The 22938-nt window shown below is 62.5% G+C and carries 25 protein-coding genes; 10 read left to right on the top strand and 15 right to left on the bottom strand.

All coding sequences use genetic code 11. From position 1 onward, the window contains the following. The first annotated feature begins 258 nt into the window (after positions 1 to 258). From HIR79_RS11785 to HIR79_RS11775, 3 genes are read left to right on the top strand one after another with little or no spacing between them, the layout of a single operon-like run. Positions 259 to 1482, top strand: a complete 1224-nt coding sequence (locus HIR79_RS11785) for an O-antigen ligase family protein (protein WP_169958510.1) — start codon at positions 259 to 261, stop codon at positions 1480 to 1482. Further along, entirely contained in the window at positions 1472 to 2278 is an 807-nt protein-coding gene (locus HIR79_RS11780) for a glycosyltransferase (RefSeq protein WP_169958509.1), read from the top strand. Before HIR79_RS11785 ends, HIR79_RS11780 begins: the two co-directional genes overlap by 11 nt. Continuing rightward, entirely contained in the window at positions 2271 to 3341 is a 1071-nt protein-coding gene (locus HIR79_RS11775) for a glycosyltransferase family 4 protein (protein WP_169958508.1), read from the top strand. Before HIR79_RS11780 ends, HIR79_RS11775 begins: the two co-directional genes overlap by 8 nt. Before the next feature lie 47 nt (positions 3342 to 3388). Here HIR79_RS11775 and HIR79_RS11770 read toward each other — a convergent pair whose 3' ends face one another. The 6 genes from HIR79_RS11770 to rimO all read right to left on the bottom strand — a co-directional run bounded on the left by HIR79_RS11770 (position 3389) and on the right by rimO (position 11527). Further along, a complete protein-coding gene (locus tag HIR79_RS11770; RefSeq protein WP_169958507.1) occupies positions 3389 to 4447 on the bottom strand; it encodes a glycosyltransferase family 9 protein in 1059 nt (352 codons plus the stop codon). 76 nt (positions 4448 to 4523) lie between these two features. Next, entirely contained in the window at positions 4524 to 5678 is a 1155-nt protein-coding gene (locus tag HIR79_RS11765) for a glycosyltransferase (protein WP_169958506.1), read from the bottom strand. Next, positions 5678 to 6478, bottom strand: a complete 801-nt coding sequence (locus HIR79_RS11760) for a glycosyltransferase family 32 protein (protein ID WP_169958505.1) — start codon at positions 6476 to 6478, stop codon at positions 5678 to 5680. Before HIR79_RS11760 ends, HIR79_RS11765 begins: the two co-directional genes overlap by 1 nt. Positions 6479 to 6669: 191 nt before the next feature. Next, a complete protein-coding gene (locus HIR79_RS11755) occupies positions 6670 to 8238 on the bottom strand; it encodes a PD-(D/E)XK nuclease domain-containing ATP-binding protein (protein ID WP_169958504.1) in 1569 nt (522 codons plus the stop codon). Positions 8239 to 8280: 42 nt separating this feature from the next. Continuing rightward, positions 8281 to 10146 (bottom strand): SEC-C metal-binding domain-containing protein, encoded by a 1866-nt coding sequence (locus HIR79_RS11750; protein ID WP_211620714.1) that lies wholly within the window; start codon positions 10144 to 10146, stop codon positions 8281 to 8283. A 55-nt stretch (positions 10147 to 10201) separates the two neighbouring features. After that, the gene (gene rimO / locus HIR79_RS11745) at positions 10202 to 11527 is read right to left on the bottom strand and encodes a 30S ribosomal protein S12 methylthiotransferase RimO (protein ID WP_169958502.1); all 1326 of its coding nucleotides are present in this window, start codon (positions 11525 to 11527) and stop codon (positions 10202 to 10204) included. A gap of 220 nt (positions 11528 to 11747) precedes the next feature. Between rimO and HIR79_RS11740 the strand changes: the two genes are divergently transcribed. The 4 genes from HIR79_RS11740 (at position 11748) to HIR79_RS11725 (ending at position 13068) form a co-directional block, all read left to right on the top strand. Next, positions 11748 to 11987 carry a DUF2281 domain-containing protein gene (locus HIR79_RS11740; protein WP_169958501.1) on the top strand — a complete coding sequence of 80 codons (240 nt, stop codon included), beginning with the start codon at positions 11748 to 11750 and terminating at the stop codon, positions 11985 to 11987. Next, positions 11984 to 12337 carry a type II toxin-antitoxin system PemK/MazF family toxin gene (locus HIR79_RS11735; protein ID WP_169958500.1) on the top strand — a complete coding sequence of 118 codons (354 nt, stop codon included), beginning with the start codon at positions 11984 to 11986 and terminating at the stop codon, positions 12335 to 12337. The genes HIR79_RS11740 and HIR79_RS11735 overlap by 4 nt, the downstream gene beginning before the upstream one ends. A gap of 25 nt (positions 12338 to 12362) precedes the next feature. Continuing rightward, on the top strand, positions 12363 to 12773 hold the full coding sequence (locus HIR79_RS11730) for an SRPBCC family protein (protein ID WP_169958499.1): 411 nt from the start codon (positions 12363 to 12365) through the stop codon (positions 12771 to 12773). 109 nt (positions 12774 to 12882) lie between these two features. Further along, on the top strand, positions 12883 to 13068 hold the full coding sequence (locus HIR79_RS11725; RefSeq protein WP_110070309.1) for a hypothetical protein: 186 nt from the start codon (positions 12883 to 12885) through the stop codon (positions 13066 to 13068). A 348-nt stretch (positions 13069 to 13416) separates the two neighbouring features. On the opposite strand, the gene HIR79_RS11720 is transcribed toward HIR79_RS11725, so the two are convergent. The 6 genes from HIR79_RS11720 to coaE are packed head-to-tail and all read right to left on the bottom strand — an operon-like array spanning position 13417 to position 15959. After that, the gene (locus HIR79_RS11720; RefSeq protein WP_169958498.1) at positions 13417 to 14295 is read right to left on the bottom strand and encodes a DNA replication terminus site-binding protein; all 879 of its coding nucleotides are present in this window, start codon (positions 14293 to 14295) and stop codon (positions 13417 to 13419) included. 16 nt (positions 14296 to 14311) lie between these two features. Then, a complete protein-coding gene (locus tag HIR79_RS11715) occupies positions 14312 to 14503 on the bottom strand; it encodes a DUF2283 domain-containing protein (protein WP_110070307.1) in 192 nt (63 codons plus the stop codon). A 1-nt stretch (position 14504) separates the two neighbouring features. Beyond that, positions 14505 to 14738, bottom strand: a complete 234-nt coding sequence (gene yacG, locus HIR79_RS11710) for a DNA gyrase inhibitor YacG (protein ID WP_169958497.1) — start codon at positions 14736 to 14738, stop codon at positions 14505 to 14507. A 14-nt stretch (positions 14739 to 14752) separates the two neighbouring features. Further along, positions 14753 to 15037 carry a type II toxin-antitoxin system RelE family toxin gene (locus HIR79_RS11705; protein WP_110070305.1) on the bottom strand — a complete coding sequence of 95 codons (285 nt, stop codon included), beginning with the start codon at positions 15035 to 15037 and terminating at the stop codon, positions 14753 to 14755. Further along, on the bottom strand, positions 15027 to 15275 hold the full coding sequence (locus HIR79_RS11700) for a type II toxin-antitoxin system Phd/YefM family antitoxin (protein WP_110070304.1): 249 nt from the start codon (positions 15273 to 15275) through the stop codon (positions 15027 to 15029). The genes HIR79_RS11705 and HIR79_RS11700 overlap by 11 nt, the downstream gene beginning before the upstream one ends. Before the next feature lie 54 nt (positions 15276 to 15329). After that, positions 15330 to 15959, bottom strand: a complete 630-nt coding sequence (gene coaE, locus HIR79_RS11695) for a dephospho-CoA kinase (RefSeq protein WP_169958496.1) — start codon at positions 15957 to 15959, stop codon at positions 15330 to 15332. Between the two features lie 246 nt (positions 15960 to 16205). Between coaE and HIR79_RS11690 the strand changes: the two genes are divergently transcribed. Next, complete coding sequence (locus HIR79_RS11690) at positions 16206 to 17882, top strand: carbon starvation CstA family protein (protein ID WP_169958495.1); 1677 nt, start codon at positions 16206 to 16208, stop codon at positions 17880 to 17882. A 14-nt stretch (positions 17883 to 17896) separates the two neighbouring features. Then, positions 17897 to 18199 carry a cory-CC-star protein gene (locus HIR79_RS11685; RefSeq protein ID WP_119023085.1) on the top strand — a complete coding sequence of 101 codons (303 nt, stop codon included), beginning with the start codon at positions 17897 to 17899 and terminating at the stop codon, positions 18197 to 18199. Positions 18200 to 18715: 516 nt separating this feature from the next. Here the strand turns inward: HIR79_RS11685 and HIR79_RS11680 are convergent. After that, positions 18716 to 19918 carry an IS110 family RNA-guided transposase gene (locus HIR79_RS11680; protein WP_249322130.1) on the bottom strand — a complete coding sequence of 401 codons (1203 nt, stop codon included), beginning with the start codon at positions 19916 to 19918 and terminating at the stop codon, positions 18716 to 18718. A gap of 129 nt (positions 19919 to 20047) precedes the next feature. Here HIR79_RS11680 and HIR79_RS11675 point away from each other — a divergent pair, with 129 nt between their 5' ends. Beyond that, the gene (locus HIR79_RS11675; protein WP_169958494.1) at positions 20048 to 21055 is read left to right on the top strand and encodes an ArsA family ATPase; all 1008 of its coding nucleotides are present in this window, start codon (positions 20048 to 20050) and stop codon (positions 21053 to 21055) included. A 1-nt stretch (position 21056) separates the two neighbouring features. Here HIR79_RS11675 and HIR79_RS11670 read toward each other — a convergent pair whose 3' ends face one another. Continuing rightward, positions 21057 to 21827 (bottom strand): YdcF family protein, encoded by a 771-nt coding sequence (locus tag HIR79_RS11670; RefSeq protein ID WP_169958493.1) that lies wholly within the window; start codon positions 21825 to 21827, stop codon positions 21057 to 21059. Next, complete coding sequence (locus HIR79_RS11665; protein WP_169958492.1) at positions 21827 to 22909, bottom strand: carboxysome shell carbonic anhydrase; 1083 nt, start codon at positions 22907 to 22909, stop codon at positions 21827 to 21829. Before HIR79_RS11665 ends, HIR79_RS11670 begins: the two co-directional genes overlap by 1 nt. Positions 22910 to 22938: the final 29 nt, after the last annotated feature.

Genomic DNA, 22938 nt, shown 5'->3' with positions numbered 1-22938 from the left:
GGCGAGAAGGCGGGGACGGTTCACCGAGCGGCATAATGCAGGCAACACGTAAAAGTCGTGGTAATATTGCAGAAGCGCCCAAAGGCGCTTTTTGTCGTTTTTGAGGATGGTTTTATGTGGCACCCAATCGATGCTTGGTCGCGGCCGTCCCCCTGGCACTCGCCTCTTGTGCTCTGGTGGGTAGGTCTTGCCGGGGTATTGATATATGCCTCCTTGCGCCTTCTTGTGCCGAAGGTCGGCGAGTCGGCAGGAACCCTGGTGGCCTTGACCGGTTTGGTGGCGGTATTGGTCTGGGGAAGAGGTATCCGGAGCACAGCCCCGTTATGGCTATTGCTCGCGGCGGTTCTCGTGCAGCTGCTGAGCTGGTCAATGATGGCGTGGCAGCATCCGGAGTGGGTGGGCTCGAATCCACGCCTCGATCGAATGGCCAAGTGGTTCCTGTTTATTGGCCTCGCCTGGTGGCTGGGTGGCAGCACACGCCATACCCTGATGTTCTGGGGCCTCGCACTTCTGGGGCTGATGCTGGTGGTCTCGGTGGGTGAGTATGGCATTGCTCACTGGCGTCAGGCTTTCGATAACCCGCGATTTCGGCCCGACTTTGGTGTAATGAATGCCCAGCATCCGGCGATGTTCTTCGGAGCAACAATGTTGGCGGGCGTGAGTTTCGCTGCGCGTTGTTGGCGTTCGGGGAGGTGGGCGTGGACTCGACGCTTGGGCTGGTTGAGTGTCATGGTGGTCAGTTTGATGGTGATCGTTATGACTCAGACCCGTGGTGTCTGGTTAAGTTTGCTGGTGGCAATGACTTGCATGGCCTTGGCGGTATTATTTTGGTTGGCAGCACATCGTCGTAGCCGGTATGCAGTGCGCGGCCTGATAATCGGCCTAGCGACCGTAGTGGTAGTAGGCTTGCTTGCTGGTGTAAGTTTCCGCGATACCGTTGAGCGCCGGTTGGCACAGGAAAGCGGTATCATTTCGCATACCCTAAAGGGTGAATTCGACCAAATACCCTATAGCAGTGTAGGGAACCGTGTGCACTCATGGCGTGCCGCTGTGGTATGGCTCGCCGAGCGGCCGATGGTGGGTTGGGGGGATGATGCGCGCAGCTTGGTTGTGCGGAATACGGAATGGCTTCCTGACCGAACACGCCAGTATGGTCACCTACACAATACTACACTAGAGGTTCTGGTAGCCTATGGCGTGTTGGGTCTTGGTGTGATGATCGTGCTTGGGGCTTGGGTTGGCATAGGTACCTGGAGGGCTTGGCGAGCGGGATTGATGCCGAGTGATATTGCCATGTTTGGAGCCGGATTCTTCATTTTTTTTGTGCTGGCTAATCAGTTTGAGTCCTATCTGTCATTTTGGACCGGTAGCTTCCTTTTCAACATGGTGATGGGTGGGCTGGTAACTCATATCTGGCGCTGGCAAGCAGAAACGGGGCAAGGTGTTTTCAGGCTGTTGCGGCGAGGTAGGAATGAGAATTGAAGTCATTATGGCGGCCTATAATAATGTCTCTGCCATGCGGATGGTTTTTGAGGGCTATCTTCGCCAGCAAGATTCAGATTTTTCCCTGTGCGTGGCTGACGACGGCTCTGGACCATCAGTGGCACAGTTGGTATTGGAGTACCAGCAAAAAGGCTTGAGGATGCGCCATCTTTGGCAGGAAGACCGTGGATTTCGTAAAGCATTGATTGTAAATCGGGCGATCTCCAGTTCTGATGCTGATTACCTCATCCTTACCGATAACGACTGCATCCCTTCGCCCCATTTTATTGCCGATCATCGTGCGTGGGCTAGGCCTGGCTACTATGTGGCTGGGCGCAGAGTAGATATGAAGGTTTCGCTTACTAAACAGCTCCTGGCTGGTGAGGTGTCTGGTGAGCGGTTGGATAGTTTCTTTTTCTTGTTGCGAGAATCACTACGCGACGGATTGAAGCGTGCTGAGAATGCTATACACCCCCCGGCTTGGCTAGCAGAGCTCTGGAGCCGCAAGCCATGGGGGCTTCTCGGTGCCAATATTGGCATCTGGAGAAGTGATATGCTCGCCGTAAATGGCTTCGATCGTGATTTCGAGGGCTATGGTTGCGAAGAGTCCGACTTGGAGTGGCGGCTTCAGGCTTACGGTCTGCGTTCCCGAGCTGCCCGGGGGCGTGCGTGCCTCTTTCACCTCTATCACCCGGAGCGTCAAGTGGACTCTGCAACGGGTGAAATGTTGCAGCGAAAGAAGCTGGCAGGCCGAATAGTCGCAGAGAGGGGCATTACTGATCATGAAGATGTCTAAAACCGCAGTGGGTAATACAGCGGTGCTGTGCTTCTCTCCTGGCGATGGCGGCATGGAATATGATGCGGCTTACATGGCATCAAAAATAGAGGACCAGCTGGGGACGTGTCTGCTGGTCGTGAGGAAAGGTAGCTGGTTGGAGCGCTATGCACTAGATAATCAGATCCCATGTGAGGCTATTTCATTTCGAAATAACTTCAGTATGGCTGCTATCAAGGTGCTTAAATCACTATGGAAGGCTCATGATGTTCGCAATGTGATCTTCCTCGGATCTTCTGAAATTCGCACGATTCATTTTAGTATCAATGCGCCAGTCCAGCGTTTTATTGTTCGGCATGGTACCACTAAGAGCTCGTCAAAAAAGGACTTGGTTCGACGGCTTACTTGGTCTCGAGTTACAGCGCATTGGTGTATTAGTCAGCATTTAAAGCGCAATGTCCAGGCGCTATTTCCGGTGGGGCGCGCTGAAGTTTTCGTCGACTATGTGGGGCTGGGCGATAAGCTGGCCTATCTACCGGAAGGTCGATGTCTCGAACGAGCAGATGAAGAGCTTCGCCTTGTGCATGTGGGGCGGTTGGTGGCAGGTAAGGGGCAGCATGATGCGCTTCAGGTGCTCAAGCTGCTTCATGAGCGTGGAGTGCCTGCCACACTGTCTTTTTTTGGGCGTGGCGAAGAGCAATCCTCGCTAGAGGCGCAAGTCGCAGAGCTAGGGCTTGGCAAAGCGGTGACTTTTGTCGGCCATGTGGAGCGTCCCTATCGCTGCTTCGGTGACTTCCATGGTTTTCTCTATCCTAGCCATGGTGAAGGCTTTGGTAATGCCTTCATAGAGGCATTGGCATCAGGCATGCATTGCTTCAGCTACGATAATACCGTCTTTCCAGAGTTGCGTGGCTTAGGGCTAAAATTTCATATTGTGGCTCATCGTGATGTCCGAGCATTGGCCGATGAGGTCTGCCGGGTTTGGGAGGCGAGGGAGCCACGGCCGCTCAGTAATATCATGATGTGTCGAGAGCTTTTTTCGACTGAGAAAGAAATGGAGATTCTGCGCCGCTATCTCGCTTGATGGTGTGATTTTTTTGCCGGCGAATGTTTGTGAAAGGCCTGTATTGTTCATGATGAAAGAAAGTTTAGCTGTTGCTTGAGTGAGAGCAGTTTTTCACTGATAAGCTTTTGGGTAAGCGGCTGTTCTACTTGACCAACGGCTTGAATCACTTCCTTGACTTGGGCCTGTGGATGCCAGATCTTGTTATCTGTCAAATAGACGCCAATAGTTGGTCGATTATATGCGCTGGCAATATGTACTATGGCGGTGTCGGGTGAAAAAACGAATGCTGCGTGCTTGACCAAGGCTGCCGAAATTAAGACTGAGCTGCCTTCAGGGAAAATACTAACGAATGGAAATTCATTTGCTAGCTGCTTGGCTTTTTCAGCACCTTGAGGGTCGTAGGGGAGAACGATAGGTACACCGGTTATTTCGTGTGCAGCAGGCAATAGCTCACGGGCCTTGTCCAAGGAGATGCGTCGCTCATCGGCACTGCCGTCGAGGTTGAATAACAAGTAGTTGCCAACGGAGTCAGCCCAAATCTTGACACTGTCGTCCACGTGTACAGGAATAGGTAGCTCGAACCTGCCGGGCACCTCGCCTATATCAGCTTCTTTCATCAGACAAGCCCAGCTTTGCACGGTTGGTATGTTTTCCCAGTTGGCTCGGACGTGTTCGCCGAGGGGGGCGTATGCCCGCATGCGGGACCCGCTGACCTGTAAGTTCATGCGGGCTTTCAGGGTGCCGACAAAGTAGATCGCGGGGGATGATGCGGTGGCCGTGGCATCCACGCATAGATCGATATGGCCGTGCTGGGATCGTAGATTCCGGGCCAGCTGCTTCACGGCCGAATAGTCACGATCATGTTTCACGGTCAGGAGCTCGACGCCTTCTTCCTTGAGCGCCTCGAAGATTGGAGCGCTCTTCTCCGAGGCGACAATTCCTAGCCAGTCTAGCCGGCGGGACTGAAGGGCGCGGATAACAGGGTAAATGCCCATGCCGTCGCCAATGGCTTTGGGGGTAAAGATCACAGCCTTGCGAATGGTATCGGGACTCCATTGATCAGGGCTGTAGTCATACCAACGCTCAAGAACGACGCGCCCGAGGAGCTTGTTCCATTTCGGCATTGCAGATCCTTGCTAAGAAATTGAGCGTGCTTTTGGTTAGAGCGCAACATCCAGTGCTGAGGGCTAACGCAAAACTTCAGTCGGCAAGCTTAAGGAATTGCGGAAGGATGTAGGCTTCTGAGAAGCGTTCGGCCCAATCCGGTTTTACCAGGATAGGGTTACTGACGGCGGCGAGCATGGCTGAGGCGAGGCTTTCGGGATCTTGATCGGTGATCAGGCGGGCCTGCTCTTCAATTAACACCTCGCGGATACCTCCGGGAGCATCGGTCGCTACGCACTGGGTGCCGAGAGCAAGTGCTTCTATCAGTACTAGGCCCAAAGCTTCGAATCGTGAGCTGAGTACCAACGCTGAGGCCCTGGCCATCCAGGGGTAAGGGTTGGCTTGTTGGCCGACGAAAAGCACATGATCGGCAACACCCAGGGCTTGAGCTTGTTGCTCAAGTCTGGGTCGTTCAGATCCATCGCCGACGATGACGAGGGGGAGGTCGAGTCCCTTGGCTCTGGCTTCGGCGAAGGCATCGATCAGTAGCGCCTGATTCTTCTCGGGTACCAATCGGGCGACGTGAACGAGATAGGGTTTGTCCGGCAGTCCTTCGATGGACGCCTGACTGAGTTGGCGAACCCTATCTAGCGGCACAGCATTGTGAATGACGCGAATTTCGGCGGCCGTAATGCCTGCTTGCTCAAGGTGCTCCTCAAGCCCGTGGCGAATACCCTCCGAGACGCAGACAACCTTCTTTTTGGCATAGAGCCTGCGAGTTTGGCGGGAGGTCTCTCGGCGTCGGCCCTTATGATGTCCCGTAACTGACTCAACCATTTGCCAAATTCGTGGATCGTCAGCATCCCACAGTAACTCGTAAGCTCCTTGGCCGCGCACTAGGATCAGGTCGTAGGGTGAGGCGCCTTTTTCCTGGCCCGCCACGAAATTATCTAGGCGACGGGCAATTGCTGGGCCATGCCATGCGAAGCCACTGCCTCTGAACAGAAGTCTGAGCAAGGTCCGGCCCATCATGTACAGGAATAGGCCAGCTGGCGTGCGGCGAGCCTCCCTGTCCAGATCTCGACGGTGTACCGTGACAGCATCATCCGGGGTCAACAGGGGTTCGCCCTTAAGGACCAACAACTCCACTTGATGCCCCTCGGCCGCCATGGCATTGGCCAGTGTGACGGTAGCCTGCTCAACGCCTCCCATACCCATGCGCCGTACTACTATCAAGATACGATGGGCCATCAGGAGCCTCGCTTGGAGCTGGTAATATTCCGGAGAACACTAGTGATTTTCTGTTCGCGTGTCCACTTTCCTGCAGGCTTGTCGACGTACTGAAAGTGCTCGTTGGTAAAGCTCCCCTGATTGACTGCGTACCGGTATGAGACGGTATCCACTGCATTCAAGTCGAGTTGCTCGATAAAAACTCCCGGACCGGTGATGTCAAACACGTTGGTCAGTTTATTCTCTTGGATGTTCTCCACCACCCGCTCGATCAGCCTGGCCAGGTTGGGATTGTCCGCCGCGCTGGCGATGAAGTAGTTGCTCAGCTCCCCTTTTCGTGTGGTCACGTAGAGTTCCTCGCGCTCGGTGCCAACTATGCAAGAGAGCGGCCAGATCTGGTGGGCATCGATATCCAGATAGACACCGCCGAATTTGTGAAGGACCAGCAGGCGCCAGAGGTCAGCCTGGGCGGCGCCGATCTGCAGGCGCTCGTAGTGGGGGAGTATCTCCGGGTAGTGCTCGGCGATGAACTTCCGGCGCGCCTCGGTGATCATGAAGCGGTACTCGAAGCCCGGTGCCATTATCCGGTTGAACAGATAGTTCAAGTAAACCGGAAGGGTCACTCGGTTGGTGAAGTTCGTCTGCCAGACGATACGAGGGATGGGGCTAGGCTTCCCGCCCTTGAGCAGCGGTGCGGCCTGTTCCGGGAGGGTGAATCGCTTTTTCGGCAGTACCCAGTGAAAGGGATAACTGATCACCTTGGTGATGTTGGCCACCAGCTTGATGAGGCGGCTGGTGGCAACTATCAGTGTTTTTTTCATGTGGCCTCTGTGTTTATCTACCCGCTCTGGTAAGTATTGCCGGGGCGCCTTCGGCGTCAATCGGCCGGTGGAGCCGGGCTCCCGCTTTAGGGGCCAGTATTCGTGGCTAGTCTCCGGCGCTGGTGGCACGGCCTATCGTCGAAGCGTCGCTCTACCGGTCTTCCCCCTGTTGTACCCGTGGGGGTATCTGATCACCCTGCGGCCGTCTCTACCTCGAAACCCACGATCTGGCGCTTGTCGCTTGAAAATTCCACCCCGATCAGATGTATCACCTTGCCCTGGCCGCGGTACTTGTCGGCATAGCCCCTGTCCTTGATCTGCTGTAACGCGCGGGCTTCGGGGAGCTGCTCCACCACCTTGAACTCGAACAGATAGAGGTGGCCGGCAAAATCGACGGTCATGTCGACCTTGCCGTGGTGGCTGGCGTCTTCCACGGTGACTCGCAGGCCCAGGGCGGCGAAGTGGCTGTAGAAGACGCTGGCGTAATGCCCCTCATACTTCGCAATCGGGTTGTTTCGATACCAGTCGTGGGGCAGGCCGGCGAAGAGCGCCTTGAGGTGGGATTCCAGGCCTGGCAGGTCGGCGGTTTTCAGCAGGCTAGGCAGCCGCACCATCAACTCGTCGAGGCTGTCGTTGTTGATGCCCAGTACCGGCAACAGCGCTTCGTTGAGGCTGGCCTCTACCTCCTGGTTGGGAAACCCCAGTGCATAGATCGGGCGGTTTGGGATTTCCTCGCGTATGGCCTTGATGGTCAGGTAGCCGGTCTGGAACAGCAGCGCCTCGGTGGCGATGTCATCGACGTCGAACCGGCTCAGCAGTGCCGGTCGGCTATGCCAGGCCGTTAGCGCTGGGGTAAAGACACCGCGCTGCTTGAGCACCTCGACCAGGAAGGTCGGCGTGGCGCTCTCGAACCAGTAGGCGCCGAAAAGGCGCTTCTGAAATAGTAACAGGACATCGAAGGGATTGTAGACGGAGGGGGCCTCATGTCCACCCCACCGGTAGCCGTTGTACCAGGCTCGTATTTCGTTGCGATCGAGCGCCTGAAGCTCTGGGGCGAAGACGCTGTCGATGTCTTCGTCGGTGTAGCCGCAGATCGTGGCTAAGGGCGCATCCAGGGTGATGTCATTGAGGTTGTTTAGCCCGGAAAAGAGGCTGACCTTGCTGAACTTGGAGACGCCGGTGAGCAGCACGAAGGCCAGGTGCGGGTCGGCATCCTTGAGCACGCTGTAGAGGTTCTTGAGCCCCTCGCGCAGCTCGCGGGCGCGCTCGGGCGTGAGCAGGTTGTCGAGGATCGGCTTGTCGTACTCATCCACCAGGATCACGACGCGCTGGCCATGCTGTTGGTGGGCCTTGTGGATCAGCTCGCGAAACCTGCCGGCAATGGAGATGTTGTCGAAGGCGACGGCATGGCGTGTGGCTTCGGCCTGCAGCAGCTCGTTGATGTGCTGGTCCAGGGCCTCACGGCTGCCGATGACGCCATCGGCAAAGCTCAGGCGGATGACAGGGTGTTGAACTCGCCAGTCCCACTTGTCGTGGATGTACAGACCGTTAAACAGGGCTTCGCGGCCCTCGAAGAGGCAGCGCAGGGTGTCCACCAGCAGGCTCTTGCCGAAGCGCCGCGGCCGCGACAGAAAGTAGTACTTGCCTTCTTCCACCAGGCGATGGATGTGGGGTGTCTTGTCGACGTAGTAGTAGCCGCCCTCGATGATATCGGCGAAGGTCTGGATGCCAATGGGCAGCTTCTTGCGAGTGAGGGTCAAGGCAACCTCCGGTAGGGGCACGCGTCGTCAAGGATAGCAGAGTTACCTGAGCCGCTTCTTGATGCTGTCCATCCAGCCAAGGGCACCCGGGGTGGCCTGGAAGAGGTCGCGCATCTCCTGGCGGTAATACCACGCCTGATCGGGGCCACCGATGGTCATGCGCTGGGGGTCGAGCTTCGGCGGCTTGCGTTTGCTGGCGATCAGGTAGTTGAGCACCTTGGGTAGCGCCCGATAGGCCTGGGAGAGGGCCTTTTCGGCGTCATGCAGGCGGTTGAGTCGCACCAGGGCCAGCACTCGGCCATAGCGGGTCTCTGCCAGTGCGTCGTCTGGGAACCGCTCACAGATGGCCAGCGCCGCTTCATCCTGCCCATCGCGCAGCAGGGCGTTGACCAGTGGGGCGCGCGCGCCAAGGTTGTCATTCGGGCAGAGGGCCAGCAGCTGCGAGAGGCCGCGAATGGCGGCGCCCTGGTCCTCCTGGTCGAGGGCGTGCTGCATCATCAGCCTGAGCAGGGGGCGATGTTCCAGCCATGCCCAGGGCAGTTGGCCGCCCTCGGGCAGGGCGTCCAGGATATGGGCAATCACTCGCTCCTGCTGCCGCTGCAGCGCCTTGTTGAACTGCTCGTGAGCGGTGCTGAAGGCAGCGCCGGCAAAGGCATCGAGCTGCTGTAGGAAGTCGGGGCTCTGCAGCAGCGCCGGTTGCTGGCGAATCAGCTCGGGGTCCAGCGGGTTCTGTGGATTGCCAGTCTGGTAGAGAGCCGCCTGGGCCTGCTCGACCTCGGGTGGCAGCATCAGCACCCACTGGGCTCCATCGCCGTCGGGGCCGGGCGGGCCCGGCTCGAATGTGACCGGGTAGAGCGGCTGGCGGAGTGCGCTCTTCAGCAGGCCGGCAATCGGCCTCAGCAGCTCATCCGGCGCGCCGAACAGGGCCATCAGGCGGTCGTCTTCCGGGGCGTCGTCGGCGAACGCTTCGGGCTCATCCTCGTCATCCGGGATGTCGTCCGGCAGGGTGGCCAGGCTGGCCTGCTCCTCGAAGAAGGCGATGGCATCCTCGAGTCCCAGCTCCCGGGCAACCGGCAGCCACTCCTGGGCGGTACGCTGGGCCTCGGCATCGGCGCCGATATCGCGCAGGCAGACCACCTTGAAGAGGCCGTTGGACAGGTTGTCCGGGTCCAGCGTCTCGGCCTGGTGGAGCAACGCCATGGCGTCGGCGGGGCGGCCATCCAGCAGCGCCTGGCCCGTCAGCCAGTAGAGCGCCTCGGCGGCGGCCGGCGGCTTAAGGCTGGGGAGCAGGTCGCTCATGGCCTTCTCGCCGGCCGATTGATGGCCGAGGGCGTTATAGGCGTCGCCCAGCAGATGGACGGCCTGGGCCTGAAGGTCGGCCTCCAGGACGCCCTGCTTGAGCAGTTTCAACAGCTGGGTGCGCGCCTTGCCGGGGTGGTTGTCATCCAGTTCCAACTCGGCAAGCACCAGCCGCAGCCTGGGCGGTGCCTTGCTGGCGGCTTCCTTGCGCTGCTTGGCGGTGAAGAGTGACGCGGCGATCCGCAGCACCGGCAGCTCGTCGTCGAGGCCCAGGGGGAGTTCCTGCCGCAGCGGTTGGCAGCAGCGCTTGAACTTCTTGCCCGAGCCGCAGGGGCAAGGGTCGTTGCGTTTCGGCTCGGGAAGCGGGTCCGGCCGGAAGCCCCGCGAGGGCAACGGCGCGTTGTCCCAGAGGGTGTGCGCGATCGGCCAGAAGGGCATCTGCGGGTCGAACCATTCGGTAACGCCGCTGCGTCGGGTGATTTCGTCTAGCGCTGCGAAGTAGGCGTCGGCACTCTCGTACTGGAGGATGTGCCGTAATGACGCCTCCAGGAAGGCGTCGATGCTGATTTCGAGCTCTGCAGGAATCTCGGGAAGATCGGCGTCAACCATCGGTACCATTTCTCTACTGTCGAGTTCGTGATCGAAGGTCATGAATCCGCTACGCTCAGGCGTTAACCACCTCGGCCCAGAGGTCATACTCGTCGGCATGGGTCACCCGCGCCCGCACCACCTGGCCTGGGCTGAGCTCAAGGTCGGTCTCGAGGAACACCATGCCGTCGATCTCCGGGGCGTCGGCGTGGCTGCGGCCGATGGGGCCTTCGTCGGTGATCTCGTCGACCAGCACCTCGATCTCGCGGCCGATCTTGGCCTGCAGGCGGGCGGCGGAGATCTGCTGCTGGTGGGCCATGAAGCGCTCCCAGCGCTCCTGCTTGACGTCGTCCGGCACCGGCTCGAGATCCATGTCGTTGGCGGGGGCGCCGTCGACCGGGGAGTACTGGAAGCAGCCGACGCGGTCGAGCTGGGCCTCGGTGAGCCAGTCGAGCAGGGTCTGGAAGTCCTCCTCGGTCTCGCCGGGGAAGCCGACGATAAAGGTAGAGCGGATGGTGAGCTCCGGGCAGATCTCCCGCCAGCGCTTGATGCGCTCGAGGGTCCTGTCCTCGAAGGCGGGGCGCTTCATCGCCTTGAGCACCCTCGGGCTGGCGTGTTGGAAGGGGATATCCAGGTAGGGCAGGAGCTTGCCTTCGGCCATCAGCGGGATCAGCTCGTCTACGTGGGGGTAGGGGTAGACGTAGTGCAGGCGTACCCAGATGCCGAGCTCGGAGAGCGCCTCGCACAGCTCGGTCATGCGGGTCTTCACCGGGCGGCCGTTCCAGAAGCCGGTGCGGTACTTGAGATCGACCCCGTAGGCGCTGGTGTCCTGGGAGATCACCAGCAGCTCCTTGACACCGGCGCGCTTCAGCCCTTCGGCCTCGCTCAGCACCTCGCCCACCGGACGGCTGACCAGCTTGCCGCGCATGGAGGGGATGATGCAGAAGCTGCAGCTGTGGTTGCAGCCCTCGGAGATCTTCAGGTAGGCGTAGTGGCGCGGGGTGAGCTTGACGCCCTGGGCCGGTACCAGGTCGATGCGCGGGTCGTGGTCCTGGCGGGGCGGCACCACCTCGTGGACGGCGCCGACCACCTGCTCGTACTGCTGGGGGCCGGTCACCGCCAGCACGCTGGGGTGCACGTCGCGGATCGCGCCTTCCTCCACGCCCATGCAGCCGGTGACGATCACCCGGCCGTTCTCGGCGATCGCCTCGCCGATGGCGTCGAGCGATTCCGCCTTGGCGCTGTCGATGAAGCCGCAGGTGTTGACCACCACCACGTCGGCGTCGTCGTAGCTCGGGGTGATCTCGTAGCCCTCGGTGCGCAGCTGGGTGAGGATCCGTTCGGAATCCACCAGCGCCTTGGGGCAGCCGAGCGAGACGAAACCGACCTTGGGTGTGGACATGCAGAAGACCTTTGCTTGGAAACGCGGAAAGCGCGGATTTTAACGTGTCGGGGGGCAGGGGGCCATAAGGAGCGGCCTGTCCCAGCATGAGCTGCCATTGCGCTGGAGGGCGGTGCCGTGCGGTGTAGGCTGTGACATGGCGCCAGAGGCGCTTGCATGCCCGATTTGCTATGCTGGGCGCAATGCTCTTGAGGTGGCAAGCACTGGGAGGTAAGTGACTATGCAGCTTGAAGAACTCATTACTAAGGTGAGCCGTCTGCCGGAAGTTCGCCAGCAGGAGGTGATGGACTTCGTTACCTTCCTGGAACAGCGCTACGGCCAGACCGAGCCCGCTGAGGCGGAACAACTCGACTGGTCCGAACAGCAGTTCCGTGCCATGAGCATCGAGCAGGCCATGAGCGATGCGGAGGCCGAGCCCGACCTTTACTCGGAGGATGATCTGAGGGAAAGGTGGCAATGAAGCGTGCCGGTCAGATTGCGCTCATGCCTTTTCCGTATACGAACCTCCAGAACGCCAAGAAGCGCCCAGTGTTATTACTCCGGCGCATCGACAACGATCAGGATGACTGGCTCGTCTGCATGGTGTCATCTCGCCTGCACCAGGCTGAGTCAGAACTTGACTGGGTAGTGGGTCCGGAGGACGACGAGTTCTCGGAGTCGGGCCTAAAGGTGGCCAGCGTTTTCCGGTTGTCTCGGCTGGCGGTCCTGGATGGAGCGCTGCTGCTTGGCCAACTGGGATCTGTTACCGATTCGCGCCTCCAGTTTCTCAGGCAGCGCTTGGCGACATGGTTGCTGAGCGAGTCTCAATGATCTTCTCAAGTGGTAACTGACCCCCATGGCCACCATCGAACACAGCGCGATCCTCAAGGCGCCACCGGAGCGGGTCTTCGCCCTGCTGGAGCGGGTGGAGGACTTCGCCGACTATTCTGACCTGATCCACGCCATCGAGCCGCTGGGGGGAGATCGCTACCGCTGGCACGTGCGAGCGGTGGGGCGCGACTGGCATTTCGACGTGGCGGTGACCGAGTCGCGCGCGCCGGAGGTGCTGGCCTGGGAGTCGCTGGATGGGGTGGAGAACCAGGGCTGCTATCGCCTCACGCCGGTGAAGGAGGGCACCGAAGTGGCGCTTACGCTCACCTATGTGCTGCGCAACAAGCTGGTGGAGAAGGCCGTCAACAAGGCGGCGAGACCCCTGGTGGGGCGGGTAAGCCGGCAGATCCTCGAGCGGGTGGAGGAGAGGCTATAGCTTCCTCAGGCCTGATGGAGAAATTCTATTAGGCTGCTATCTACTTTTTCCGCCGCGATAGACCTATCATGACCTTGACGAGGCCGCCGGCCTCACAGAGGAATCCGCCATGATCAAGGGGCTTATGTGGTGCTTCGCCATCCTGGGCGTGCAGCTTGGCCTTTTGCGCTACATCGATCTGCGCGTGGCTGCGATGCCGCGGCTGCAGGACCCTTCCGAGGAGCCGGGCCATCCTGACTCTCAAGCCACCGAGGCCGTTGCTTCTGGTGGGAGCCACGCTCTGCGGGGCGAATAGGCGGATGGCGGCACCGCTGGGCGCCTGCGGCGCCATTCGCCGGGCGGAGCCCAGCTCCCACCAGTAACTTGAAGCGCTGGCAATACAGCCATTCGCTCGGCAGAGGCGGTCTCCTACCTGTGGCTTGGATGTGTGGCTTCTTTGGTCGCTGGCTAGCGCTTGGCGCTCTTTAACTAAATGTATTTTGATTGATGGGTGAGTTTAGTTAAAGAACCACGCTCTGCGGTGCAAGTAGACGGATGGCGACACCGCTGGGCGCCTGCGGCGCCATTCGCCGGGCGGAGCCCAGCTCCCACCAGTAACTTGAAGCGGTGGCTATCCAGCCATTCGCTCGGCAGAGCCGGTCTCCTATCGGTAGCGATAGACCCGCAGGCTGGGCAGGAAGGGCTCGTCCTCGAGTTTCTCGTCGCGTCTTCTGGCGCGGGTGCGCTGTTCGGGCGGCGCGAGCGGGGGGAGGTTGTGGTCGGGCAGGCGGCCGTCGGGGCTGGGCACGAAGAGCGGCAGGGCGACGTTCATGGCGCGGCGGGTGCGGCCATCATCGAGGGGCTCTCGATAGAAGAGGTTGGCGCGCATCATCGGGGCCTGGCGCTGTACCTGGGCCAGCGGCTCGGCGCTCGGGATGCCGGCGAGCTTGCGCAGCTGGATGCGCACGTGGGCGGCCTCCGTGTCGAGCCTCATCAGCTTCTGCTCGGCCTCCTGCACCGTCAGGCGCTTGATGGAGCGCCCGCTCGCGTACCAGGCCAGCCGCACCCGGGTCAGCGGCGCCTCGGCCACGGGGATCGCTCGCCAGCACTGCTTGAGGTGCACCCGGGCCAGGCCCTGGCCGCGCAGATGGTCATGCAGCTCTGGGTGGCGGAAGGGCAGCACCGCCTTCGCCTCGGGAATCAGCTCGGGTTCGCACTCCTTGATGCGGGCGAGCAGGGCGGCGAAGTCGGCCTTGGCGGCGTTGGTGCGTGCCACCGCGTCCATCAGGGTCTCATCGGCGGCTACCAGCCCGATATGGCTGCGAGTGGCGCGGCCATCCTGGCCATCCTGGTACCACACGTCTAGCAGGGCGTGCCGCAGCCAGGTCTCGGCGCGCTCGGCGCTTACCGTTTCCGGCTCGCCAAAGATCCAGCAGGCGCCGGGGCGGTAGCGATAGGCGGCCGACACCGCCTCGGCAGCCTCGAGCAGGGCGTCGAAGGCAGCCTCCAGTTCGGCCAGCAGGCGGTACGCGGGGCGTGGCATGGTGCTCAACGTGAAATCACGCTGCAGCGCTCTTCAGCAGAGGCCAGGCACCCTGTTTGGATGCCTCCAGAATCACGACTTCTACAATGGAGCCATCCTCGGCGTAGCTGATATGGGTGTTCCAGTCCTGGGAGGCCTCCTTCACGATCGGCTTGTCGGCCAGGTGGAGCACCAGGATATCGTCTGCTTCGTCATAGGTGGTCCTCATTTCAACCCTCCCGCTCCTGCAGTCCACGCTCGGCGCGCAGGATCATCTCGTCGATCTCGGTCTCGTCCATGGCGGGCTCGCCGGCAATGCGGTGGCTGCCGTCCGCCCAGGCGCCAAGATCCAGCAGGCGGCAGCGCTCGCTGCAGAAGGGGCGGTAGGTGTTTTTCTCGCTCCACACGACCTTCTTGCGGCACTGGGGGCAGGCGACTTCCAGAGGGCGTTGGCTGTTGCTCATGGGGCTCCTGTGGGTCAGTGTCGTTTATCGGCTTTCATGTAGACGTCATTACGCTCGCGCTTGCCGATGGCAATTACGACGACAACCAGTTCATTGTTTCTTACCTCGTAGACGAGGCGGTAACCAGCACTGCGAAGCTTGATCTTGTATCTGTCGCGGTTGCCATGCAGGCGGGCCGCCGGAATTGAGGGTGAATCCAGTATGGCGGTCAACTTCTTTTTGAACTGAGCGCGAACACTTCCGTCCAGCTTTCGCCACTCTTTTAGCGCCTCCTTGCGGAAGCGTAACTCATAGGTCATCCAGACTCACCGCAATTTCAGGTTGCTGGCTGCGCTCATCGGCTATGCGGTTAAGCTCAGCATCCTCGAGTTTCTCAAGCAGCTCCTCATAGGCAGCGGCCGGGATGCAGTAGAAAGCGGGTTCATTCCGGTTGAGCACGGCAACCGGGAAGCCCTCGCCCGCAGCGACGGTAGCCATCGGATTCTTCTTGAGTTCGGAGATGCTGGCGGTGGTGTTAGCCAGGATGGTATGGGGCATGTGAATCACTCCTTATGCTTCAACTGCCAGCATTGTAGACCTTTTAAAAGTCTTTTAACAGGTCTTGGGTCGCTGGCTCGTCAGCTCTCGATACCGCCGGTCCAGCTCGGCGACCCGGCGGCGCATCTCGGCTTCGCTGCCGCCATTGTCCAGCACATCGTCGGCGCGGGCCAGGCGTTCGGCGCGGGGCATCTGTGCGGCGACGATGGCGCGGGCCTGGGCCTCGTCGACATCGTCCCGGGCGGCGGTGCGCTCGATCTGCAGCGCCTCTGGGACGTCGATCACCAGGCAGCGATCGGCCATCTCGCTCTGGCCGGATTCGAACAGCAGCGGCGAGACCAGCAGCACGTAGGGGGCGCCTGAGGCCTCGAGGCGCGCCAGGTGCTCGACCAGCCGCGCACGGATGCGCGGGTGGGTGACGGACTCCAGCCAGCGCCGCTCCGCGGGGTCGGCGAAGACGATCTCCCTGAGCGCCCGGCGGTTCAGGGTGCCGTCGTCGTTGAGCACCCCAGGCCCTTGTTCATGAGCATAGCGCTCGCTGATCTCCGCAAGCGCCGGCTCGCCGGGCTCGACCACCTCGCGGGCCACGTCGTCGGCGTCCACCCAGGGCACGCCCAGGGCCTCGAAGGCCCGGGCCACGGTGGATTTGCCCGAGGCGATGCCGCCGGTCACGCCTATGATCATCCCGTCACTCTCTTGTTGCCGTCGTCTGTCGATGCTGTGGGTCCATACAGTCTATGGAGTTTGGCAGTGAAGAGCGAGTGGGCGCTACGCCTACGACTTTAGGCGCAAGTTGGCGGTTAATTCATGTGGGGTCATGGACTTGCCATGGGCAAGGTAAGACCATTGGACCGCTAGGTGCCCACAGAGGTATCAGCAGTCTCATTAGATCCCATCAGGTTTCCCAACCGTTCCAGCTAGGAGAGTCGCATGAGTGCCATCGTTCTTCTGGTCCTGGGTCTTGCCGCGATGGCTGCCGGGTACTTCCTGTACTCGAAGTTCATTGCCGAGAAGATCTATCGACTGGATCCCGACTTCAAGACACCCGCCCACGAGTACGAGGACGGTGTCGACTTCGTGCCCACCAACCGCTTCGTGTTGTGGGGCCACCACTTCACCTCGGTGGCCGGGGCCGCGCCCATCGTGGGGCCCGCCATCGCCGTGATCTGGGGCTGGCTGCCGGCCTTCCTGTGGGTGGTGTTCGGCACCATCTTCTTCGCCGGGGTGCATGACTTCGGTGCCATCTGGGCCAGCGTGCGCAACAAGGCCAAGTCCGTCGGCGCCCTGACCGGCGACGTGGTGGGCAAGCGCGCCCGCAGCATCTTCATGATCGTCATCTTCCTGGTGCTGCTGATGGTCAACGCGGTGTTCGCCGTGGTGATCGCGGGCCTGATGATGAACTTCTCCAGCGCCGTGGTCCCGGTGTGGGGCGCCATCCTGGTGGCGCTGATCATCGGCCAGCTGATCTACCGTCGCGTACTGAGTCTGCCGATGGTTTCCATCATCGGCGTGGTGGCGCTCTATGCGCTGATCGGCATCGGCCCCTCGGTGCCGATCCAGATGCCCGCCGAGGTGGCCGGCCTCTCCGGCAACGCGGTGTGGATCCTCATCCTGTTCGCCTATGCGGCCATCGCCTCGCTGCTGCCGGTGTGGGTGCTGCTCCAGCCCCGCGACTACATCAACGGCCTGCAGCTCTTCATCGGCCTGATCATCCTCTACGGCGCCATCGTGCTGATGAACCCGACCCTGGTGGCCCCGGCGTTCAATACCAACGTACCGGCCGGCACGCCGTCGCTGTTGCCGCTGCTCTTCGTGACCATCGCCTGTGGCGCCATCTCCGGCTTCCACGGCCTGGTCTCCTCCGGTACCACCTCCAAGCAGCTCAACCGCGAGACCGATGCCCGCTTCGTCGGCTACTTCGGCGCCGTGGGCGAGGGCATGCTGGCCCTGGCCGCGATCCTGGCCGCCACCGCCGGCTTCGCCACCTTCGGCGACTGGCAGGCGATGTACAGCGCCTTCGGCCAGGGCGGCGTGAATGCCTTCGTCGAGGGCGGTGCCTTCATCATCCACAACGGCATCGGCCTGCCCGAGGCCACCGCGGCGACCCTGCTCACCGTGATGGCGGCGCTGTTCGCCGGCACCACCATGGATACCGGCCTGCGCCTGCAGCGCTATATCTTCCAGGAGTGGGGCGAGATCTATAATCAGCAGTGGATGAAGAAGCCGGCCATCGCCACCTTCCTGGCCGTGGCCAGCTGTCTGCTGCTGGCCTTCGGTGCCGGCGGTGCGGATGGCTCAGGTGGCCTGATCATCTGGCCGCTGTTCGGCACCACCAACCAGCTGCTGGCGGGCCTGACCCTGCTGGTGATCACCGTGATGCTGGTGCGCCTGCGTCGCCCGATGTGGTACACCCTGGCGCCGCTCTGCTTCCTGCTGGTGATGACCATCGCGGCGCTGCTGATCCAGCTGCGTAGCTTCTATCAGCAGGGCAACATGTTCCTGCTGGTGCTGGATATCGTGGTGCTGATCGCAGCGATCATGGTGGCCATGGAGTGCGCGTCCGCGCTCAAGCGCTCCCGCGCGGAGATGGCCGCCGAGCAGCAGTGATGAAGGAGTGACCCATGAACGACGATCATGACCGCGGTCATGATCCTCGTCTCGAACGGATTCGGGCCTGGCTTAGCCAGGCCCGTTTCTTCGCGGAGGAGGTCTACTCCTCCCGCTACCGGGGCGCCATCGCTCGCGCCCGCCGAGACGAGGACGACCTCTTCATGCTGCTGGTGTTCTCCGAGATGATGGGAGTGCCCAACCCGGCGGCCTACTACACCCTGGAGCTGCAGCCACTGCTGCTGGAGCGCTTCCACGACTGGCATCGGCGCATGGGCATGGAGCGCTCGCCGCTGGACCATTTCAAGTGCTGCTGAGACTGCTGAGGCTAGTGTGTTCTGGTGGGAGCCACGCTTTGCGGGGCGAAGGGAGGCCGAAGGGCTCCTAGCTTACCCAGGCAATACCGCCGGGCGGCTTCGCCGCCATTCGCCGGGCGGAGCCCAGCTCCCACCAGTAACCTTCAGTGCCGGTGGCTGGTGCCATTCGCCGTGCAGAGCCAAGCTCCCACCAGTAACCTTCAGGGACGGTGGCTGGTGCCATTCGCAAGGCGGAGCCCAGCTCCTGGTATGGATTGACCCGTCAAGGGTTCGGTTGTCTCTGTTGTCTATTGTCGTCCTCAATGCCTTCGGATCAGGAAGCGAGGGGCTATCAGCGACGGTGGATCTCTCTGGTATTCGTGGGTTGGGTACCGACCTGTCATCACTTCGTCGCGGAGCTGCCCTGGTCTACGAGCGAGGGTCACCCTGCCCCGGAGGGCGGGGGCCTCATAGGAGCGTCAGGGGTTCTCCCACCGGCCCGACGCTCCCTGACCCGAAGGCACTGGGACGGAATGATCATGCCGTGGCTCGGCTGCCGTGCGGCTTGCCCATGGCCTCGCAGGCAATCGCCCACAGGAAGCCGGTGAGCTCCCGAGCCACGGCCGTCACCACCTGTTGCTTGGCCTTGCCCGTGGCCGCCAGCCGGCGGTAGCGCCCACAGAGTCGTTTCTGTGCGGCCCAGGCTATCGCCTGCACCGTCGGCGAGGTCCTCTCGGCCCGCTGCTCAATAATGCGCGTCTTGCGGGCCGGGAAGCGGTAGCTCCAGGCAGCCTCCACCAGGACGCGTCGTACATGGCCATTGCCGGTCTTGGTAATGCCACCCTGGCGTCGGCTACCCCCGCTCGAGTGCTCGCTGGGCACGAGCCCCAGATAGGCCATCAGCTGACAGGGCGAATCAAAACGGCTGATATCCCCCAGCTCAGCCATCACCGTCATGGCGGTGATCAGGCTGACGCCGCGCATCGCCTGGATGGCTTCGACCACCGGGGCCAGCGACCAGTCCGGCAGTGCTGCCTCCATCTGCCTCTCCAGGCCGGCCACGCGGCGCTGCGCTTCGCGCACCGCCTCGATGTACTCCTGCAGCACGATCTGCTGAACCGGGGTGTCGAAGCGCACCGTTTCCAGCCAGCGAAAGTGGGCAGGAATCCACTTGCTCTTGCCGGGGTAGGCCTTGCCGTGTCGCAGCAGGAAGGCGTTCAGCCGCTGACGCGCCTTGAGCTCGATGGCCTTCATATCCTCCCGAGCCCGCGTCAGGTCGCGTATCGCTTCCTGTTCCGGCGTGGGTACCCAAACGGGGGTGAGTTCTCCAGAGCGCGACAGGCGGGCCAGCATCTGCGCATCGCGGCGGTCAGTCTTGACACGATCGCCGGCACGACGCGGGATCAGGGTCGGTGCTACCACCTCACAGTCATGGCCGCTGGCCTGGACCTGGTGATAGACCCCGTAGCCGCAGGGTCCGGCCTCGTAGCTGAACAGCAGGGGCTGCCCGTCGAAGCGTTCGCTCATCTGGCGAATCAGCTTGTCGATCGCCTTGGGTTCATTGGGGATCTCACCGCGAAACTCGGGCGTTTGCCGGCCTGCCTCAGCGACCGCCACCGAGATGCTGGCCTTATGCACGTCCAGGCCGATATAGGCGGCGTGAACGTAGCTGGCGGCGTTGATCCGCTCGGTGACAGTGCGGTCGACAACGGCTCGTTGAGTTGCGTTAGACTGTTTCATGACCTGCCTCCCTCAATAGTGGCTCTGTGTTTGGGTGTCCCCACCTCAACGTAACCCACGACGTTGAGGCGGGGCAGGTCAATCCATCATGTCTACCAGTCGCCCCAAGCATGGGAAGTGGAGTTTCGTATGAAGGAATTATTGAACAAGCGCCTGCTCTGGGTGGGCGGCAAGGGCGGGGTCGGCAAGACTACCGTGGCCGCGGCCCTGGCGGTGCTGGCGGCGCGGCGGGGCAGGAAGGTGCTGGTGGTCTCCACCGACCCGGCCCACAGCCTGGGCGATGTCTTCGATCGTGAGCTTGGCGATGTGCCGCGCCGGCTGCTGCCCAACCTCGATGCCATGGAGATCGACCCCGATGCCGAGGTGGAGGCCCACCTGGCGAGGGTGACCGAGCAGATGCGCCGCTACGCCGCCCCGGAGATGATGAAGGAGCTGGAGCGGCAGATGCGCCTGACCCGGCAGTCGCCGGGCACCCAGGAGGCGGCGCTGCTGGAGCGGCTGTCGCGGCTGATCACCGATGACGAGGCCGACTGGGACCTGATCATCTTCGACACCGCGCCTACCGGGCACACCCTGCGCCTGCTGACCCTGCCCGAGGCGATGGCCGCCTGGACCGATGGCCTGCTGGCCCACAATCGCAAGTCGGAGGAGCTCGGCAAGGTGCTCTCGCACCTCACCCCCAAGCGAGGCCGCGACGTGGCCACCCCCTTCGACGACCCCCAGGAGGACCCGCTGGCCGACCTGGACGAGAAGACCCGCGATGTGGCGAAGACGCTGATCGAGCGCCGGCGTCTCTTCCACCGGGCGCGGCGGCGCATCGAAAACGCGCAGGAGACCGGCTTTCTGTTCGTGCTGACTCCCGAGCGGCTGCCGATTCTCGAGACGGCGAGGGCCGTGGCGACCCTCGAGGAGGCGCACGTGCCGGTGGCCGGCACCCTGGTCAACCGGGTGATTCCCGAGGATGCCGACGGCGAGTTCCTGCGCGCCCGCCGCGAGCAGGAGGCGACCTACCTGGCCCGCATCGACCAGGAGCTTGGCCACCTGCCGCGCCCGCGGCTGCCCTGGCTGCCCACCGACGTGCAGGGCATTGCGATTCTCGAGGAGCTGGCTGACCGTCTCGAGGGGCAGGGTTTCTAGCCTAGCCCTCTGCGCTGCGGCGATGGCGCTCCAGCAGCGCCTCGCGCACCCACAGAGCCCCGCGGCCCAGCCACTCGTGCAGGGCGCGGGTGCTCTCGTTGAGGTGATAGGCACGGGGGATCCAGCCGTGTAGCCCTGGCGGCGGGGCGCTGGCGAACTCCGTCGGTGCCGGCACAACGGCCAGACCAGCCCGTTCGAACTCGGCGATGGCCCGCGGCAGGTGCCAGGCCTGGGAGATCAGCGCCACCCGCTCGATGTTGGCGCCCGCCAGCATGGCGGCGCTGAAGCGTGCGTTCTCCGCGGTGTTACGGCTCTCGCCCTCCAGCCAGCGCACCGGCACCTCGAAGACCTCCCGCAGCGCCGCGGCCATCAGGCTCGCCTCGGCGCTGTGTTCGTCATGGACCCGCCCGCCGCTGACCAGGATCGGCAGGCCGCTGCCCCGGTGCAGGTGGGCGCCGTAGGCGAGCCGCCGCCAGGTGGGGTTGGAGGGAGCATCGCCCCAGCCGAACTCCGGGGCGACATAGTCGCGCCCGCCCCCCAGGATGACGATGGCCTGGGCGCCGCGCAGCGAGCCGGGGCCGGGCAGTGGCGCGGGTTCCAGGCCCTGACGCAGGGCGTGGCTGGCCCAGGGGGTGGCGAGCAACTGCAGGCTTAGGAGCCCGAGTGCGACCAGCAGGCCGCCTGCGAGGCGCTTCGCACCTAGGGCCAGACCCACCAGCACCAGTAGGACGTTGACCAGCGGCGGCAGCGCCAGGTACTTGAGCACGTCCATCAGTGGGACCTCCCGATGCCGGTGTCGAGCAGGTCGAGGCGCCGCGTGGGCCAGTGCACCACGGCGGTATGGCGGTGCATGCGCTCGGCGAGCCAGGGGTGGCGTTCCTGGATCACCCGACTCGCGAAGTCGGCCAGAAAGTGCGATTTGAGCTCAGCCCGGGCGCGGTCCACCCCCACCGACTGGTAGGGGGTGGAGGCGAGCAGCATGAGGCCGTCATCGGGAATGCGCCCGGCGGCCATGTTGGCGTCGATGATGTCGGCAGCGGTACCGATGGGCTCGGCCAGGCTCGGCCCATAGGGGCCGATGATCAGCGCGGTATTGGGCAGGTGAAGGAAGTCGAAGCCGCGCCCTACGCAGATCACCCACTCGCGGTGCTCGATATCGAGCTGTCGGGCCACCCCGCGCAGGCTCGCCGTATGAGCCAGGTTGCCTTCGAGCAGCGGCAGCAGGTCGCGGCGGATATCGGCCGGCATGTCCGGGCAGAGCGTGGCCACCCGGTGGTCGAGGTTCTCGCCGTCGTCGGCCTCGAGCGTCCCGATATCCAGGGTCGCCTCGCCCTCGCCGTGCAGGATCAGGGCGTCGGTGTCGGTCTCGAAGCCGCACACCAGCGGGTAGACGTGCTGGTGGTCGGTGCCGAACAGCCGCTCGGCCTGGGCGCGGATCTCGCGGGCGTGGGCCAGGGCGGCGCCGGCATCGCAGCCGAACCCCGCGCAGCCGCGCAGGCGCTCCCCCCGGGAGAAATGGTAGGTGATCATCAAGAGCGACCCGTGGCCGGCGCGGATCCCTTCCGCCACCGCCTCGGTCACCAGCTCCCCCAGGTAGGGCCAACCCAGATCGAAGATGCCGCCGAGGTTACGGAAAGGCATGATGATGCCCAGCGGCGTGCGGGTGGCGTGGGGGATATGGATGCGCCCGTCCATGCACTTCAGCACCAGCAGGCGGGTGGGGTGACGGGCCAGGTAGCGCTCCCGGGCCAGGCTGGCCGAGGGGCTGCAGTAGGTGTCGGCGTGTTGGCGGGAGAGCGCCAGCAGCGCCTCGATGCGCTCGGCGATGGGGCGGTCGTGGAGTGGAATGGGCATGGGGCTCCGAAAGGGCTCTTGTCGTTGTC

Origin of the sequence: Halomonas sp. PGE1 (assembly GCF_013000985.1) — a bacterium.
GTDB lineage: Bacteria > Pseudomonadota > Gammaproteobacteria > Pseudomonadales > Halomonadaceae > Halomonas > Halomonas alkalicola.
Note: the sequence above shows the minus strand (reverse complement) of the source record. Positions and strands in the feature narration are given on the sequence as shown.

Coding starts and splice junctions, on each gene's coding strand:
- HIR79_RS11730 (WP_169958499.1), top strand. CDS start 12,363: ATGGCCACCATCGAACACAGCGCGATCCTCAAGGCGCCACCGGAGCGG.
- rimO (WP_169958502.1), bottom strand. CDS start 11,527: ATGTCCACACCCAAGGTCGGTTTCGTCTCGCTCGGCTGCCCCAAGGCG.
- HIR79_RS11740 (WP_169958501.1), top strand. CDS start 11,748: ATGCAGCTTGAAGAACTCATTACTAAGGTGAGCCGTCTGCCGGAAGTT.
- HIR79_RS11690 (WP_169958495.1), top strand. CDS start 16,206: ATGAGTGCCATCGTTCTTCTGGTCCTGGGTCTTGCCGCGATGGCTGCC.
- HIR79_RS11675 (WP_169958494.1), top strand. CDS start 20,048: ATGAAGGAATTATTGAACAAGCGCCTGCTCTGGGTGGGCGGCAAGGGC.
- HIR79_RS11670 (WP_169958493.1), bottom strand. CDS start 21,827: ATGGACGTGCTCAAGTACCTGGCGCTGCCGCCGCTGGTCAACGTCCTA.
- HIR79_RS11770 (WP_169958507.1), bottom strand. CDS start 4,447: ATGCCGAAATGGAACAAGCTCCTCGGGCGCGTCGTTCTTGAGCGTTGG.
- HIR79_RS11780 (WP_169958509.1), top strand. CDS start 1,472: ATGAGAATTGAAGTCATTATGGCGGCCTATAATAATGTCTCTGCCATG.
- HIR79_RS11760 (WP_169958505.1), bottom strand. CDS start 6,478: ATGAAAAAAACACTGATAGTTGCCACCAGCCGCCTCATCAAGCTGGTG.
- HIR79_RS11700 (WP_110070304.1), bottom strand. CDS start 15,275: ATGCCCCATACCATCCTGGCTAACACCACCGCCAGCATCTCCGAACTC.
- HIR79_RS11665 (WP_169958492.1), bottom strand. CDS start 22,909: ATGCCCATTCCACTCCACGACCGCCCCATCGCCGAGCGCATCGAGGCG.
- HIR79_RS11715 (WP_110070307.1), bottom strand. CDS start 14,503: ATGAGGACCACCTATGACGAAGCAGACGATATCCTGGTGCTCCACCTG.
- HIR79_RS11750 (WP_211620714.1), bottom strand. CDS start 10,146: ATGGTTGACGCCGATCTTCCCGAGATTCCTGCAGAGCTCGAAATCAGC.
- HIR79_RS11765 (WP_169958506.1), bottom strand. CDS start 5,678: ATGGCCCATCGTATCTTGATAGTAGTACGGCGCATGGGTATGGGAGGC.
- HIR79_RS11775 (WP_169958508.1), top strand. CDS start 2,271: ATGTCTAAAACCGCAGTGGGTAATACAGCGGTGCTGTGCTTCTCTCCT.
- HIR79_RS11705 (WP_110070305.1), bottom strand. CDS start 15,037: ATGACCTATGAGTTACGCTTCCGCAAGGAGGCGCTAAAAGAGTGGCGA.
- HIR79_RS11735 (WP_169958500.1), top strand. CDS start 11,984: ATGAAGCGTGCCGGTCAGATTGCGCTCATGCCTTTTCCGTATACGAAC.
- HIR79_RS11685 (WP_119023085.1), top strand. CDS start 17,897: ATGAACGACGATCATGACCGCGGTCATGATCCTCGTCTCGAACGGATT.
- yacG (WP_169958497.1), bottom strand. CDS start 14,738: ATGAGCAACAGCCAACGCCCTCTGGAAGTCGCCTGCCCCCAGTGCCGC.
- HIR79_RS11680 (WP_249322130.1), bottom strand. CDS start 19,918: ATGAAACAGTCTAACGCAACTCAACGAGCCGTTGTCGACCGCACTGTC.
- HIR79_RS11725 (WP_110070309.1), top strand. CDS start 12,883: ATGATCAAGGGGCTTATGTGGTGCTTCGCCATCCTGGGCGTGCAGCTT.
- coaE (WP_169958496.1), bottom strand. CDS start 15,959: ATGATCATAGGCGTGACCGGCGGCATCGCCTCGGGCAAATCCACCGTG.
- HIR79_RS11720 (WP_169958498.1), bottom strand. CDS start 14,295: ATGCCACGCCCCGCGTACCGCCTGCTGGCCGAACTGGAGGCTGCCTTC.